At 54.1% G+C, this 15874-nt stretch carries 11 protein-coding genes; 5 read left to right on the top strand and 6 right to left on the bottom strand.

The genetic code is table 11. The features are described from left to right. Positions 1-427: 427 nt before the first annotated feature. Both ABEA92_RS00440 and ABEA92_RS00445 read right to left on the bottom strand, forming a co-directional pair. On the bottom strand, positions 428-1729 hold the full coding sequence (locus ABEA92_RS00440; protein ID WP_345681727.1) for a Gfo/Idh/MocA family protein: 1302 nt from the start codon (positions 1727-1729) through the stop codon (positions 428-430). 58 nt (positions 1730-1787) lie between these two features. Beyond that, on the bottom strand, positions 1788-2795 hold the full coding sequence (locus ABEA92_RS00445; RefSeq protein WP_345681728.1) for a dienelactone hydrolase family protein: 1008 nt from the start codon (positions 2793-2795) through the stop codon (positions 1788-1790). A gap of 251 nt (positions 2796-3046) precedes the next feature. Between ABEA92_RS00445 and ABEA92_RS00450 the strand changes: the two genes are divergently transcribed. Continuing rightward, on the top strand, positions 3047-4099 hold the full coding sequence (locus ABEA92_RS00450; protein WP_345681729.1) for a lipid-binding SYLF domain-containing protein: 1053 nt from the start codon (positions 3047-3049) through the stop codon (positions 4097-4099). A gap of 113 nt (positions 4100-4212) precedes the next feature. Then, complete coding sequence (locus ABEA92_RS00455; protein ID WP_345681730.1) at positions 4213-4416, top strand: BON domain-containing protein; 204 nt, start codon at positions 4213-4215, stop codon at positions 4414-4416. Positions 4417-4666: 250 nt separating this feature from the next. On the opposite strand, the gene ABEA92_RS00460 is transcribed toward ABEA92_RS00455, so the two are convergent. From ABEA92_RS00460 to ABEA92_RS00470, 3 genes are all read right to left on the bottom strand, one after another. Next, on the bottom strand, positions 4667-5554 hold the full coding sequence (locus ABEA92_RS00460) for a dienelactone hydrolase family protein (protein WP_345681732.1): 888 nt from the start codon (positions 5552-5554) through the stop codon (positions 4667-4669). Between the two features lie 145 nt (positions 5555-5699). After that, positions 5700-6179, bottom strand: a complete 480-nt coding sequence (locus ABEA92_RS00465) for a methyltransferase family protein (protein ID WP_345682523.1) — start codon at positions 6177-6179, stop codon at positions 5700-5702. Positions 6180-6419: 240 nt separating this feature from the next. Further along, entirely contained in the window at positions 6420-7364 is a 945-nt protein-coding gene (locus ABEA92_RS00470) for a universal stress protein (RefSeq protein ID WP_345681733.1), read from the bottom strand. A 297-nt stretch (positions 7365-7661) separates the two neighbouring features. On the opposite strand from ABEA92_RS00470, the gene ABEA92_RS00475 reads away from it, so the two are divergent. Both ABEA92_RS00475 and cydB read left to right on the top strand, forming a co-directional pair. Then, a complete protein-coding gene (locus ABEA92_RS00475; RefSeq protein ID WP_345681734.1) occupies positions 7662-9146 on the top strand; it encodes a cytochrome ubiquinol oxidase subunit I in 1485 nt (494 codons plus the stop codon). After that, complete coding sequence (gene cydB, locus ABEA92_RS00480; protein ID WP_345681735.1) at positions 9143-10171, top strand: cytochrome d ubiquinol oxidase subunit II; 1029 nt, start codon at positions 9143-9145, stop codon at positions 10169-10171. Before ABEA92_RS00475 ends, cydB begins: the two co-directional genes overlap by 4 nt. 1444 nt (positions 10172-11615) lie before the next feature. Here cydB and ABEA92_RS00485 read toward each other — a convergent pair. After that, positions 11616-12359, bottom strand: a complete 744-nt coding sequence (locus ABEA92_RS00485; protein ID WP_345681736.1) for a GxxExxY protein — start codon at positions 12357-12359, stop codon at positions 11616-11618. A 1831-nt stretch (positions 12360-14190) separates the two neighbouring features. On the opposite strand from ABEA92_RS00485, the gene ABEA92_RS00490 reads away from it, so the two are divergent. Beyond that, positions 14191-15783 carry an ABC-F family ATP-binding cassette domain-containing protein gene (locus tag ABEA92_RS00490; protein ID WP_345681737.1) on the top strand — a complete coding sequence of 531 codons (1593 nt, stop codon included), beginning with the start codon at positions 14191-14193 and terminating at the stop codon, positions 15781-15783. The last annotated feature ends 91 nt before the right edge of the window (positions 15784-15874 follow it).

Consider the following 15874-nt stretch of genomic DNA (forward strand, 5'->3'; position numbering starts at 1 on the left):
CAAGCGAACTCGATTTGATGGCGCATCGCGACACCGAGTCGTCAGATCGACGACACTTTGCTTCCAAGATTTAAAACGAGTAGCCACGTTCTGGCGAGCGTCGTGACGAAACGCGGCGACCACTGGGCATCGATGGCTTGTTGAGTGACTGAGCCACGACGCGTCGGCGGCCGGGTCCCACGCGCTACCCGGTGCCGCACTTCCAATGCCATTGTCTTTGGTAGCGGCACAGTGCGAGCCGTCCGGTTGCAGCGAGAAGAACGTTCGACATTGACCGGGCGGGTTGCTGTTCTTGTCGTACGATGGACTTCCTAGTCCGTCGAATCCACCATTGACGGACGAGGAAGTCCATCATCCCCCCTTGCCGTAGGAAACTTCAATAAATCAACAAACCGTCGGCGAGTTCCGCGACGAATCCTATTCTGCGTTAGTCGTTTTTCCAGTCGACGAACGCGTGCGTTCGCGTGGTCAATGGCAATGAGACCCTTGCGGATTGCTGGACGTGGGAAGCGAACGTTGCGTGCACCATTTCCATCGTGACGCGTCCATCGGTATCGCTGCACAGCGGTTGCCGCGATTCGTTAATCGATGCGATTAAATCGCGAGCCGGCAATTCATGCTTGCTGACCAGGCGTTTGATGTCGGCGATCGGTTCAGGTTTGCCGATTCCGCCGCTGCTGATGTTGACCCAGCGACGTGGGGTCGGCGCGGGCTTGAACGGACTGCCCTGCAAGAGATGGACGAGTGGTTCGGTGTCCATCCGCAAATCAATCACTCCCTCGGTTCCGATGATTTGAATCCCAAACCCCGCTTTTGCGACTCCTGCGGCCTGGATCGAATCGAAGAAAACCGGAGTCCCGCCTTGCGTCTCGTAACGGGCATGCAGACGATCTCCCGCGATCGGCCCAATCCCTTCGCTGCCCGGCCTTACATCCTTGCTGGTCGCAGGGCGATCGCCAGCGTAGAACGTAGCCGAACACGCGATTGGATTGCCGGCGAAGTAGACGGCGATGTTCAATAGATGAGTCCCCAGCACCCACAGGTCCTGTCCACCGCCGCGTGCATCCTCTTTCCCGCGACAACGAATTTCGAGCACACGTCCGATCACCCCTTGCTCGATCAGCGTCTTGGTGACCGGCAATGCTGGATGATAACGATTGCGATGAGCGATTGCCAATCGCGTGCCAGAACGTTCACAGGCCGCGACGATCTGATCCGCCTGTTCCAAGGTGGCACAGAACGGCTTTTCACAATAAACACCTTTCGCCCCGCCCTCGATCGCCGCCATGATCATCGCATGATGCTGATCGACATGCCGCGGTCCGACCGCGACAATCTCGGGCTGTGTCTTCTCGATCAGCTCACGATAGTCGGCAAACGCATGTTCGCATCGGAGTCGCTGTTTGGCTTTTTCGCGTCCCTGAGGATCCGCGTCGGCAACCGCCACGATTTCAGTCTCTGGCAATCCCAACCACACCGTATCGATGCCATGACCAAAATCCCCGCGTCCCGTATGTCCGATCACACCGACTCGCCAGCGTTTCGAATCGTTTGCGTGTACCCGTAGTGGCATCGCTGCCAATGCGGCTGCCGTGGACGCAGCAAAACAGCGACGCGACATCGATGCCGACTTGTTGGTGTTGACCGATTGGATCGTTTCCGTCGGTCGTGTTTCAATGGAACGAGCGGGCGTACGCTGGTTAGCAGCGGAGCTGGGCGGGAGGGGCATTTCAGTGGTATGGGAACAGGGGAGCGAGGGAGGGAAGGGAACGGTGGGAATCACGTGGCTAATTTTCGTGAATGACCTTTGCCATTTTAGGAATCACAAAGGGAATGTAGACAAAGCCCGAGTAGTGGTTCCCAAGCATTCGCACATGGTGACTTGGATCCAGTCGGGCGGTGTGAGCCAGATCGATGGCGTTTTGGATCGGAACCACTTGATCATAATCGGCCGAGTATAACCATGTGTGTTTGGGGTTCAAACGATGAGCCAGTCTCAGTGGCTCGACGCGGTTAACGATCTCCGCAATCTGGTCCAACGAGAGTCCGGATTGCTGTAGCTGTTGACGGAACTTCGCCGCATCCTTCCGCCCACTTTGAATCACCTGCATCAAATTGCCACCAGCCAGCAGCAGGAAAACGTTATCGTATCCGCAGCCTTCGGCACCGCTGTCCAAACAAGCACTGGTTGCGGAGACAAACCCGCCTAGACTGGTGCCTTGCAAAGACACACGAGCATCCTGGACATATGGCATCGCTGCGACGGCATCGCGAGCTCGGCGGACATCCGCAACCGCTTGCGGGATCGCGTCGATCAGCTTTTTTCGATCGGGTCGCTGCTCGGCCGAGCGTCGATTGCCGTAATAGGGCAAATGGATCAGGAACGCGTGGACGCCGCAGGTCTGGAATCCTCGTGCGAACACTCTTCCGACCGCCATCTTTGATCCCGATTCGTGCACCACCACAACGGCCGGCGCTGTGATCGGAGTACCATCTTCATCGAGCGCAAAATAGCACTCCATCGACACGCGGTCGTTCCGCGGATCACCGCTCGGCAGCGGCGAGGGAAACACCGCAACCGCGTCACCGTTGCCCGGCAGTGCTGGTTCGCATGAGACCTCGAACGCGGTCGGCGGCCAGACCAAACCCATCAAACAGTGGCGTGCGTCGTCCGAAACCTCCTCGGGCGGATTGAGTGTGTCTTTCGCAGCGATCGCATGAAACGGCAGATTTGGCATTTCCGCGGCGGCATCCACCGCGGCCATGGCTATCCAAATCGCAGTCAATGCAAGCATGTGCCGGGTCCGTCGTCTAAGAATCATCCGCTACCGCCGTTGAGATCGCATCAGGGGAAAGAAATTGGGGGGAGGCTCCATACGGATCGCTAATATAGTCAATTCCATGTGCCGCCGGTGTCAAAGCCCATGCGATGGCACGCCGGTTCGTGTTCATTTATTTGACAAGATGCCCTACACTTCATTGGCACAACACATGCTGGACTGTCTTGATCGCCGAGGAATCTCGATCCACTTTCGCGAAGAATGTAATGATGAAACCCTCCCATCGCCTTGCCGCAATGACGCTCGCGTTGACGTCCATTTTGCTGCCGTCGACCTCTCACGCTCAGCTGGTGGAAGAACAGGTCATGCAAGCCTCGGCGGTCGTTTTTAACGAAGCGATGACCGCACCGCTGAACCGTATCCCTCAAGCGATGTTGTACGACGCCAATGCGGTGGCCATTGTTCCCAATGTGATCAAAGGCAGCTTCATCGTCGGAGCCCGTCGTGGCCGAGGACTGTTGTTCGTGCGGGAACCCGAAGGCGTTTGGCACGCTCCGGTCTTTATCACGTTGACCGGCGGAAACATCGGATGGCAAGTCGGAGTGCAGTCCTCGGACATCATCCTGGTTTTTAAAACAGAACGAAGTGTCCAAGGGATCTTGTCAGGAAAGTTGACGCTCGGCGCTGATGCGGCAGCGGCTGCGGGCCCCGTCGGGCGGGAAACCGCCGTGGCGACCGATGGTCAATTGCAAGCCGAAATCTATACCTATTCGCGAACTCGCGGATTGTTCGCCGGCGTTTCCATTGACGGGTCGGTGCTGCAGGTCGATCCATGGTCCACCGGCGCCTATTACCGCAGCCCCGCTCCGGGCCAACCCGTCATCGTGCCTCCACTGGCAGACCAGTTGACTCAAACGATTGCAAGTTACGCCAATCCACGTACGACCCCGCCAATTCCGGTCACCGGAGCCGACCAACAGAGCGGATGGATCCAGCAACATGCGGCGACGCATACCGAGGGACTCCGTGCTCAATTGGTCCAACTGTCGCCAAAATTGTACGACCTGCTCGACGATCAATGGAAAAACTACCTCGCATTACCATCGTCGCTGTTTCTCGATGGCATCCCCACGACGCCCGAGCAACTGCAGATCACGCTCGACCACTTCCACGTCGCCAACAGCGACCCCCGCTTTCAGGGGCTATCGGAAAGGCCCGAATTTCAATCGGTTTATAGCCTGTTGAAGCTATACCAACAATCGTTGACCCAGGACGCGGCGACTCTGCAATTGCCGCCTCCACCGCCAACATCACCATAAAAGCAAGCATATAATATTTAACCTGGATTGCTATTGATGCTGTATTCCGTGTATGCTCCAGGCCGGTAAACGCACGGACAGACTAAGGGGGCACCCACGTTAGGGACTGAGTCATGAAAGACAGTATAGAATCGAGGCTACGTGCGTCATTACAGCGACTTGGGTTCAATGAAATTGAAGTCGCCAGTGATGAGAACGGGCACGTGCGATTAAGCGGTACCGTGAACAATTCAAGCGACAGGACGTCCGTGCTGACGATTGCTCGCACGACTCCGGGCGTCAAGCGAATCGCCAATCAAGTCAACGTGCTGTCGTAGTCAAGCGTCCGCGGCGGATCCGATCACGCCGCATTTCCGATGCCAACCGCCCTGCTGCGATCAGTGATGATCGCCTGATCCAAAATGGAAGCGGCCGATGTCGACGTGCAGTCCGCGCCACCGTGTCGCTGGACCCGATGGCCGCCATGGTGCCCCCCGTGCCGATCAAAATGATCGGCCGCGGAGACGTCGTTTAGATCACAATCCAAACTTCTCTCTCACCTGTTGCCCCTTCCAAGTGATTCGGGCACTAGACCAAGTGCTTTTTGAAGAACGCGACCGTGCGTTGCCAGGCTAGCTTGGCAGCATCCTTGTCGTAGCGTGGCGTCGTATCGTTGTGAAAACCATGGTTCACTCCGGCGTACACAAACGCTTCGAACGGCTTGTTGTTCTCTTTCAATGCTTGCTCAAACGCTGGAGCGCCTGCCAAGATCCGGCGATCGAGTTCCGCGTTATGAATCAACAACGGGGCACCAATTTTTGGCACATCGCTGACGTCGGGTTGGCTGCCATAAAAGGGCACCGCCGCGTCGATGACATCCGGGATCTGCACGGCCAATTGATTCACCACGCCACCACCAAAACAGAAACCCACCGCCCCCACTTTGCCGGTCGACAGATCGTGGGTGTCCAAGAATTTGGCAGCCGCGATGAAGTCTTGTGTCATTTCATCGCGATCACGCTTGGCCTGCATCGCGCGGCCTTCGTCATCGTTGCCTGGATAGCCTCCCAGCGGCGTCAACGCATCCGGTGCAAACGCTAGGAATCCATCGGTGGCCAAGCGACGCGCGACGTCTTCGATGTAGGGATTCAGTCCCCGATTTTCGTGAATGACCAACACCGCGGGAAATTTGGTGCCTTCGGCTGGACGAGCCAGCAGCCCCTTCATTTCCCCCGCACCTTTGGGTGAGTCGTAGGAGGCCGTTTCTGTTTTGATGCGAGGGTCATTCGGATCCACTTGCTGAGCCCACGCATAGTTGGGACTCAAGTTTGCCATCAAGGCTTCCACCGTAAGCCCACCGACAGCAAACGCCGCCAATCGACTCACATACTCGCGGCGGTTCAATCGTCCGTGAGCGTAATCGTCGTAGAGGTCGAGAACTTCCTGATCAAACTGTTTTGCATCTTTTCGTTGCATCGCATGGTTCCGCAAGGGTCAGAGACGGTTGAAAATTGGGGTAGCAAACCGAAAGCGACGGCGTACCGCCCCCCTTACATTGGCCAAAGTATATCAGTTTGGCATTGTCAATGCATCGATCGGTAACTGATCACGACTCGCAGACCTAATTCTGCGTTTTTCCTGAAAACTTGGGAACGAGCCCCCCGACTTCTTTCATGTAGTGCGGATACTGCGGAAACCTCGCACTCATCGCATTTTCTTCATAATTCGCCTTGGCCATCAGCACTGCCAATAACGCGAACCATGCAGCGACACGCCACACCGAGACGGGCGGCACCAGCAACATGAACGTGAACCAGAGCAAACCGCTGTACATCGGATGTCGCACGATCGAGTAGGGCCCGCTCGTAACGAGCCGTGTTTTCTCTGTCGGATTTGGATGCACACGTACCTTGCGTAACCCCACCGCAACCCAAGCCGAAATCGCCAACGCAATTCCCGGTGCCGCCAATGCCAGCTGCAACCATGGTAACGGATCCCATTGAGCGGACAGCACGATCGCTGCCGCAAACGCGAATTGGGCAACCACAAAAAACCAAAGAATCATGCAATGCCTCTTCGTGACGACGATTCCGAAACCAATCTCTTGATACGATCGACTTCGTTCACGGCATGACGCAACTCATTCGACCGCAACGAGTATACCGCTCAGACTAGACCGTTTGGGTAGCGTCCAACACCGTTACTTTGGGTCGCGCTCGCCCCGCGAGCCCAATGCATCTATTTTTGCAGCGGTGCGGCGCGACATCCCCCCGCCCAGCGTCAAAGTAGATGCATCAGCCCAGCGCCGCAGAGCCTGCCACAGCAACATTGGTAGGAAGTGTTAATGAGCCGTTGCGTGAGTTTTCGCTGCAGCCGCTTGCTTTGCTTCGCGATGATCATGTTTGTCACGCACAATCAGCACGCTGCAATGGGCGTGACGAAGCACGTAACGTGACGTGCTGCCTAGAAATACCCGAGTCAACAACCCGCTATCACTGTCGCCAATCATCATGAGATCGCAGCCATGTTCGTCAGCGTACTGGATCAACGACTCACCAATATGGTCTCCTTCGACCAAATGGGTTTCGGTGTTCAGCCCCATGTCTTGGATGACAGACTCTAGCCCTAACATATGTTCGTGAGCTTGTCTTAAATAGTCGGTCCAAAACTCGGACGCCTTTTGCCGAATGTCTTGTCGATAGAATGAATTGACGTGCAAGATTCGCACTAAATGGACTTCGATTCCCCCGGCCCATTTAAATGGTCGCAACCAATCAATCATTCGTTGATCTTCGGGACGTCCCGACAACGCGATCACAATTTTGCGAAGCGAAGGAGCTTCGCTGGATTCACGCAACGGACGGACGATCAACGTCGACGTGCCGCTGTGCGTTGCCACGTAATCAGAAATGCTGCCTAGCAGCACACGTTGCAGCGCCGAATGTCCAACCGCTCCGAGCACAATCAAATCGGCATCGGTGTCCTCCGCGACGTTCAACAGTTCCGTCGACGGCGATCCGACTGGTACATGCGTACTTAACGAATGCACGCGGCCGCCTAATTCCGTCGCCGTTTGTTCGACCCGCTGTTTCGCCGCCTCACATTCTTCATCGAGAAACAACCCCAGATCCGTGGGCATCAACATCGTCCCGGAATCGATCATCATCGGTGGCACCACTGCCGAAACGATGTCCAAATCGATCGGACGGCGAAACGGCAGCGACAGTAAATAGTCGGCTGCCGCCTTGGAGTGTTGCGAGGAATCGTTCGCTAGTAAAACACGCATGATGAACTCCGGTAAGCATCGAATGAGGATGCGATCCACGTGTCGGAAAAGACACGTCAAAACTCGCTTGCGTTATCACTCCATGGCAATTCGGATGCCATCTTCCATTGTATTGCAATTCTGCGTTTTCGACTCCTTTCGATGATCCCCAACGCACGATTGTGTCGTCGTTGCCGTGCGTCCGTGCACAACGCATTCGGTTGCGATACGATTAGGACATACTCGTTCTCTGCCGCATCTTTGCAGCCGATTGTTTTTCGTGACAATAAGTGGGAACACGCTGAACAAGGAAATGGGATGGACGTTGAAATACTCAGCCGACTGCAGTTCGCGCTCACCATCATGTTCCACTATTTGTTCCCTCCGCTTTCGATCGGATTGGGACTGCAGTTGTTTTTATGCGAATGGCGTTACTTTCGCACGCGTGATGTGGCATGGGAGGCGGCGGCACGGTTTTGGACCCGTGTTTTTGCCGTCAATTTCGCCATGGGGGTGGCGACCGGCATCGTGATGGAGTTCGAGTTCGGGACCAATTGGGCTGCCTATTCACGCTTCGTCGGTGACGTGTTTGGATCGGCGTTGGCCGCCGAGGGCATTTTTGCCTTCTTCCTGGAGAGTGGTTTTCTAGCGGTATTGGTGTTCGGCTGGGACCGTGTCGGCGTGAAGATGCACCTGTTCAGCACGTTGATGGTGTTTCTGGGATCGGTCTTCAGCGCCGTCTGGATCGTCGTCGCCAACAGCTGGCAACAAACGCCCGCCGGTTACCACATCGTTTGGCACGACGTTCAAGGCGAGATGATGCCTCGCGCCGAGGTGACCGATTTCTGGGCAATGGTGCTCAATCCGTCCTCGGTCGATCGGCTGACACACACCCTGATCGGAGCCTTGGTGCTGGGTGCGTTTTTTGTGGCATCGGTATGTTCGTTCTACTTGTTGCAGAAACGTCATCTCGCCGTGGCCCGGCGGTGTTTGTCGATCGCGCTACCATCGGCGTTGCTGTTCACCCTAATGGCCGCACTGACGGGACACGACTCCGCTCAAAAACTAGTAGAAACGCAACCCGCCAAACTGGCTGCGATGGAGGCTCATTTTCACAGCAGTGATGCCCCCACCGGACTCTACCTGTTTGGTTGGCCCGATGCCAAGAACGAGAAAGTGCATTTCGGTATCCAGGTCCCGCGTTTGCTAAGTTTGATGGTCTACAACGATCCGGCGAAACCGGTGCCCGGCATGGATCAGATTCCCGAGGATCAGCGGCCTCCGGTGTGGTTACCATTCCAAACGTTTCACGTGATGGTCGGGCTTGGAACGATGATGATCATCGTGGCAGCGATGGCGTGTTGGTCATGGTACCGTGGATCGCTCGAAAAACGCCGATGGCTGCTGTGGACAATCGTTGTGATGCCTGTGGCGGCGATGACAGCCAATCAAGCTGGCTGGATCACCGCCGAGGTTGGACGACAACCTTGGATCGTCTACCCGTCGGTGCAAGCAGGCGTCGAGATGATGGGATTGCGAACCGCCGACGGTTTAAGTGAGTCGGTGACGGCCGAACAGGTGCTCAGTTCAATCATCTTGTTTGGCATCATCTATTCGCTGCTGTTTGCAGTATGGGTGTTTGTGCTGAACCATAAAATTCAGCATGGGCCGGAAACGCCCGAGGAATTGACACGGTACAAACGTCGACTCCGCGGCGAGTACAACGAAGAATCAATTCCCGAAGCCATTAGCCACCAAGGCACGAATCGAGGCGGCGGATTGATGGAAGAGGGAGTACGATGAGTTACGAAGCGCTGACGTTTATCTGGTTCGTGCTTTTGGGCGTGTTGCTTTGTGGCTACGCGATCCTGGATGGGTTTGATCTAGGCGTCGGGATTCTACATCCGTTCATCGCCCAAGACGATCGCGAGCGTCGTTTGGTGATGAATTCGATTGGCCCGCTATGGGACGGCAACGAAGTCTGGTTAGTGACCTTTGGCGGAGCACTCTTTGCCGCATTTCCAGTCGCCTACGCAACGGTGTTTAGTAGTTTTTACACCGCCTTCTTTTTGTTGTTGACGTGTTTGATCGGTCGCGCGGTCAGCCTCGAATTCCGTTCGAAAGTCCAATCGAAGCGTTGGCGATCGGTCTGGGACACAGGCTTTTTTCTCTCCTCGGTAACGGCAGCGGCGCTGCTTGGTATTGCCGCGGGGAACGTCATGGCGGGCATGGAACTAGGGCCGAAATACAAATACGAAGGCAGTTTGCTGAGCCAGATCTATTGGTACCCGCTGCTTGTTGGCGGGTTGACGGTTTCACTATTTGCACTGCATGGTGCGATCTATCTGTATTTAAAAACCGAAGATGAACTGCAAGACCGTGTTCGACGAGCGATCCCGCGGCTGTTTTACGTGTTCGCAGGACTATATGTCATCGTGACGATAGCCACATGGTGGCATGTTCCGCATGCGACCGAGAACATAGCGGCGAACCCCGTTCTCTGGGTCGTGCCGATATTGAATGCGTTAGCGGTGATGAATATCCCGCGAGCGATGCATTTGGGCAAACCTGGCTATGCGTTCTTCACCTCATCCATGGTCATCTTGGCGTTTGCAGCGTTATTCAGCGTCGCGATCTTTCCCAACTTCATGCTCTCAACGATCGATCCCGCGTTTAGTGTCACGCTCGACAACGCCCGCAGCAGCCAGCAGACCCTTGGCACGATGTTGATCATCGCCGCGATCGGAATGCCCTGTGTGCTCAGCTACACCGTCACGATCTACTGGATTTTCCGAGGCAAAGTCAAACTCGACCCCCACAGCTATTAATGATCGCTGGTTTAGAAGCAATCGTATAGACCGGAGGCCGAAACACGGACCGAGGGTATGTCGCCCGCTGGGCTATGTTTTCCCATCTCCACTAGCCGGTAGCTCACGCCACCGGCAGCGGGTGTGTCGGCCTCCGGCCTGTAATCAATGCCACTAAATCAGCAGTCTCTATCAGCATCCCCCGGGAAGCCCCATTCCCCACCGCTCCACAAGACATCCAATCTCCCACCCGACGTAACGTCGATTCAAGCGACAGAAACATCGGTGCGACAGAAAGATTAAAATCGCCCCGTCTGCCTAGCGAAATGTTTCTGTCGCACCAATCTTTCTGTCAACTCCACAGCAGAACCATCGCAAGTCGAATGCCGAAGGAAGCCAGCTGCTTCACCCCGCAACTCCTCCGTCGACACCTCTCAGAAATAGGATTCGTGAGTCGACGATTGCTCGGTCTGGTCACGCCGTAGATTTACGACAGAAACATTGGTGCGACAGAAAGAATGAAATCGCCCAGCCTGCATCGCGAAATTTTTCTGTCGCACCAATCTTTCTGTCTACTCAACAGCATATCCATCGCAAGTCGAGTGTCGGTGAAAGCGAGTTGATTCACACCGCAACTCCTCAGACGACACCTCTCAGAAACCGTAATCACGAATCAACGACTACCCGGTCTGGTCACGTCGTAGATTAACGACAGAAACATTGGTGCGACAAAAAGATTAGAATCACCCGGCTTGCATCGCGAAATTTTTCTGTCGCACCAATCTTTCTGTCTACTCCACAGCAGATCCAGCGCGAGTCGAATGCCGCAGGAAGCCAGCTGCTTCACACCGCAACGCCTCCGTCGACACTTATCAGAAATAGGATTCGTGAGTCGACGATTGCTCGGTCTGGTCACGTCGCAGATTAACGACCGACAAATTGGTGCGACAGAAAGATTAAAATCGCCCAGCCAGCAACGCGAAATTTTTCTGTCGCACCAATCTTTCTGTCTACTCAACAGCAGAACCATCGCAAGTCGAATGCCGAAGGAAGCCAGCTGCTTCACACCGCAACGCCTCCGTCGACACCTCTCAGAAATAGGATTCGTGAGTCGACGATTGCTCGGTCTGGTCACGTCGTAGATTAACGACAGAAACATTGGTGCGACAGAAAGATTGAAATCGCCCGGCTTGCATCGCGAAATGTTTCTGTCGCACCAATCTTTCTGTCTACACAACAGCAGAACCATCGCGACTTGAATGCCGATGAAAGCCAGTTGCTTCACTCCCCAACTTCCTCAGTCGACCTGGCTCAGAAACCGGTTTCGCGAGTCAACGACTACCCGGTCTGGTCAGCCCGCAAATTAACGATAGAAACATTGGTGTGACAGAAAGATCAAAACCGTCCAGCCTGCATCGAGAAAATTTTCTGTCGCACGACTCTTTCTGTCTACCCAAACGCAGAGTCATTGCCGCTCGATCGTTGTTAGTTGAACCTTGTGATGGACGATGTTGAGCCAGTGCAAGCGACGAACCGGACTGAGCGCGATTATTTTTTCGAAATCACGTCGGTTTTGCTTTGTGCAGTTTTTATACGTGGTTACGCTCAGTGCGATATCAGACGACAGCAAATGGAATCTTTGGCACCCCAGCGACGTACCGTCTGATCGCATTGGCAACATTTCCTCTCGCGTCACGTCTTGTCTAGTGCAGTGCAAGATTGCACGTCGATAAAGCGATGCATCGAGTCCGGTGCCCCAATCCTTGACCAACTCCTTCACGAGCAAGCAGAGTTCAAGATCCCCACAGAAAGCAGATAAATCAAAATCGAAACGGCGTCGCTCAACCGAGTCAACGGTCGCATTCACGAACCGCATCTGTACCGTGCGAGGTCGAAAATTGATCAACTTCCCATGACTCGCATCGGTTAAGTACAAGTAGTTCAGTAACTGAGAGACGTGCTTGCCAGATAATGTCGAAACCGTTTTAAGTTCATAGATCACTTTCTTTTCGAGTGCGAGATCCAATTTGAGAGGGATTGAGAAATCTCGAAACGACAGTTCAACCGGAACCTCAATTTGTCCGTCAAGATTGTTGCCCTGCAAGACTCTCAAAAGCTCTCTTTGATATACCCCCTCGTCTGCGAGGCAACCTATTTTTTGGTGCGTCGCGAACACGAAACTTACAACGGGATAGTCGATCGCTCGCATCTCATCGTCACAGATTCGCTGAAACGGGATCTCGCAATGAACCGGCATAATAACTCTGTGCGTTGTGATAAAGAGAAGCTAAAAGTTCAAGATGGCAAGATGACATAGGACCTTCACCTAACCAACATCCTTGTGCAGTCGCAGCAATCTTTCAGCTAATCTTACCGGAGAAACATCACAGTTCGCATATTTCCCAAATGCGATTCGCTTCACTCCGAACCACATCAGATTGTATATTCTCGTCATCCGGATACACGATACCACGGTTACTGGTCTACGCAGACCGCAATTAACGACAAAGACATTAGTACGACAGAAAGATCAACATCGCTCCGTCTGCCTCGCGAAATGTTTCTGTCGCACCAATCTTTCTGTCTACCCAACCGTTTCCCCATCCCAAGCCCAAGCCGACGATTGCGGCAAGTCGGCGGCTATACACAGCACCTTCTTTATCGGCGAACTCTCGTCATCAAGGCCTACGATCCCTCGATTGCTCTGTCTGTCCAGGCCGGAATTATGGACAGAAACATTGGTGCGACAGAAAAATTAAAACGCCCCGTCTGCCTCGCGAAATGTTTCTGTCGCACCAATCTTTCTGTCTACCCAACCGCAAAGCCATCCATGTCGACGATCGCGGCAAGTCGGCCGCTATATACGGCACCTTCTTCATCCGCGAACTTTCGTCATCAAGGCATGCGATCCCTCGATGGCTCCGTCTGTCCATAACGTAATTGACGACAGAAACATTGGTGCGACAGAAAGATTAAAATCGCCCAGCCTGCTTCGCGAAATTTTCCTGTCGCATAAATCTTTTTGTCTATCCAACCGCATCCCCATCCCAAGTCGACGATCGTGACAAGTCGACTGCTATACACAGCACATTCTTTATCCGCGCCCTCTCGTCATCAAGGCATGCGATCCCTCGATGGCTCCGTCTGTCCATGACGTAATTGACGACAGAAAAATTGGTGCGACAGAAAGATTAAAATCGCCCCGTCTGCCAATCGAAATGTTTCTGTCGCACCAATCTTTCTGTCTGCCCAACCGCAGCCCCAACCTAATTCGACGATTGCGGCATGTCGCTTGCTATACTCGGCATCTTCTCTATTGGCGAACTCTGGTCATCAAGGCACGTGATCCCTCAATGGCTCCGTCTGTCCAGTCCGCAGTTGACGACAAAAACATTGGTGCGACAGAAAGATTAAAATTTCCCCTTCTGCCTAGCGAAATGTTTCTGTCGCACCAATCTTTCTTTCTACCCAACCGCATCCCAAGCCCATGTCGACGATCGCGGCAAGTCGACTGCTATACTCGGCACCTTCTTTATCCGCGCCCTCTCGTCATCAAGGCATGCGATCCCTCGATGGCTCCGTCTGTCCATGCCGTAACTGACGACAGAAACATTGGTGCGACAGAAAGATTAAAATCGCCCAGCCTGCTTCGCGAAATGTTTCTGTCGCACCGATCTTTTTGTCTGCCTAACCGCCGAGTTCTTTAGGGTCGTCGCAACTCGCTGGCGTCGTAGCCACGCTAAATCAAGGCAGCTCAACGATTTAGAAATGCTGCTGTTGGTGGTTTGGTGGCACGGTCACGGATCGCTGCTGAAATGTTGTCCTCATCCGAGCTAACAGCGACCATACCACAAGAGAGTCCGACAAAAATCTGGACTTCGTTGTGAACCTGATGTTCGCACAGCGTGTCAAATTGTCGCCAGACAGAGATATGTCAATCCATTTCCATCGGAATTGCAGGACTATCATGAAAAACTCGATCAGCGCAAACGGTATCGCTACAGGAAACTTGTACCTCCACCGCTGGACGCGTTCAATTCATGGCCAAATCGATTTCCGTCTCGGATGTTAGCTTCCGATTTCCCAACCAGACTCCAATCTTCACCAACCTGAACGTCCACTTTGGATTGTGCCGCACCGCGATTGTCGGCCGCAACGGCGTCGGCAAATCGACGCTGCTGAAACTGATTCAAGGGCAACTGCTACCAAGCAAGGGAAGCATCGTGACGGCAGGAACGATCGCCGTGCTCAATCAATCGGTCCAGGCCGATCCGCAGTTGACGATTGCGGATCTATTTGGGGTCGGGAATGAATTTGCAACATTGCAACGGATCGAGCGTGGCGTTGGCAGCGAAGCTGATTTTTCCGCAGCCGATTGGACGCTGGAAACACGTATCACATCCGCGCTCGCACGCGTTGGGCTCGCCTTCACCGCAGACTTGCGTCTTGCAGAAATGTCAGGCGGACAAAGGACGCGAGTTGGTATCGCGTCACTCGTTTTTGCCAATGCCGACTTTTTACTACTGGATGAACCGACCAACAATCTCGATCGTGACGGACGAAATCAGGTTATTGAGTTGCTTCAAAATTGGCAAGCTGGTGCCGTGGTGATCAGCCATGACCGTGAATTACTCGAGTCAATGGATTCGATCATCGAACTCACGTCGCTCGGTGTTAAAACGTACGGTGGAAATTGGAGCGAATATCAATCGCAGAAGACTCGAGAACGGCAGGCCGCCCAGCGAGATTTGGCGGAGGCCGAAAAACAGGAAGTCCGCCTGACGAAACGGAACCAAGCCAAGGTCCAGCGGCAGTCGCGGCGGAATCGCACAGGGAAAAAATCGGTAACGAAGGGTGGGATGCCCCGAATCTTGGCAGGCGCACGAAAGGAGCGGAGCGAACAGACAACCGCGGACAAACATCTTGAATCCGTTCGTTTGCGAGAACAAGCGAACCAGAAAATGAGTGAAGCACGCGAAAAGATCGAAATCATCGATCCATTTCGAGTCGAGTTGCCGTCCACGAATCTCCATCCATCAAAGTCCATCCTACGCATCGATGACGTCACGTTCGGTTTCGAGCCGGAGCGTCCGATTGTTCGTGATTTCTCGCTGACCATCACAGGGCCTGAGCGAATTTCGATTAATGGCCGAAATGGCTCGGGCAAGTCCACGCTCGTTGCGTTGATCGCGGGTACCCTGCAGCCCTGGAGCGGCACGGTGGATCGTCGGTCCGAGTTCGCGATCTTGGACCAAGCCGTCAGTGTTATGGAGATGGACCGCACCGTGCGAGAAAATTACAAGCGGATCAACCCTTCGTCGAGCGAGAATGAGTGCCGAGCCGCGTTGGCTCGTTTCAAATTTCGCAGCGAAGCCGCGATGCAAGTCGCAGCGACGCTCAGCGGCGGCGAGTTATTGCGAGCGGGACTGGCGTGCGTCCTTGGCTGTCCCGTTCCCCCACCGCTGCTGATCTTGGATGAACCCACCAATCACTTGGACCTTGAATCGATTGAAACCGTCGAATCGGGGCTAAAAGCCTATGACGGCGCAATCATCGTCGTCAGCCACGATGTATCGTTTCTAAAGTCGATTGGGGTGACGCGTGAAGTCATGCTTGAAGACGACGAAACATAAAAACAAGCTTCAGTGAAGCAAGAAGGCTCGGCAATGAATCGAGTAGGAAGGTAAAAATGATCGACCAGCCAAATAACTTTTATAGCGAAGC

The sequence above is a fragment of the Novipirellula caenicola genome (assembly GCF_039545035.1).
Classification (GTDB): Bacteria; Planctomycetota; Planctomycetia; order Pirellulales; family Pirellulaceae; genus Novipirellula; species Novipirellula caenicola.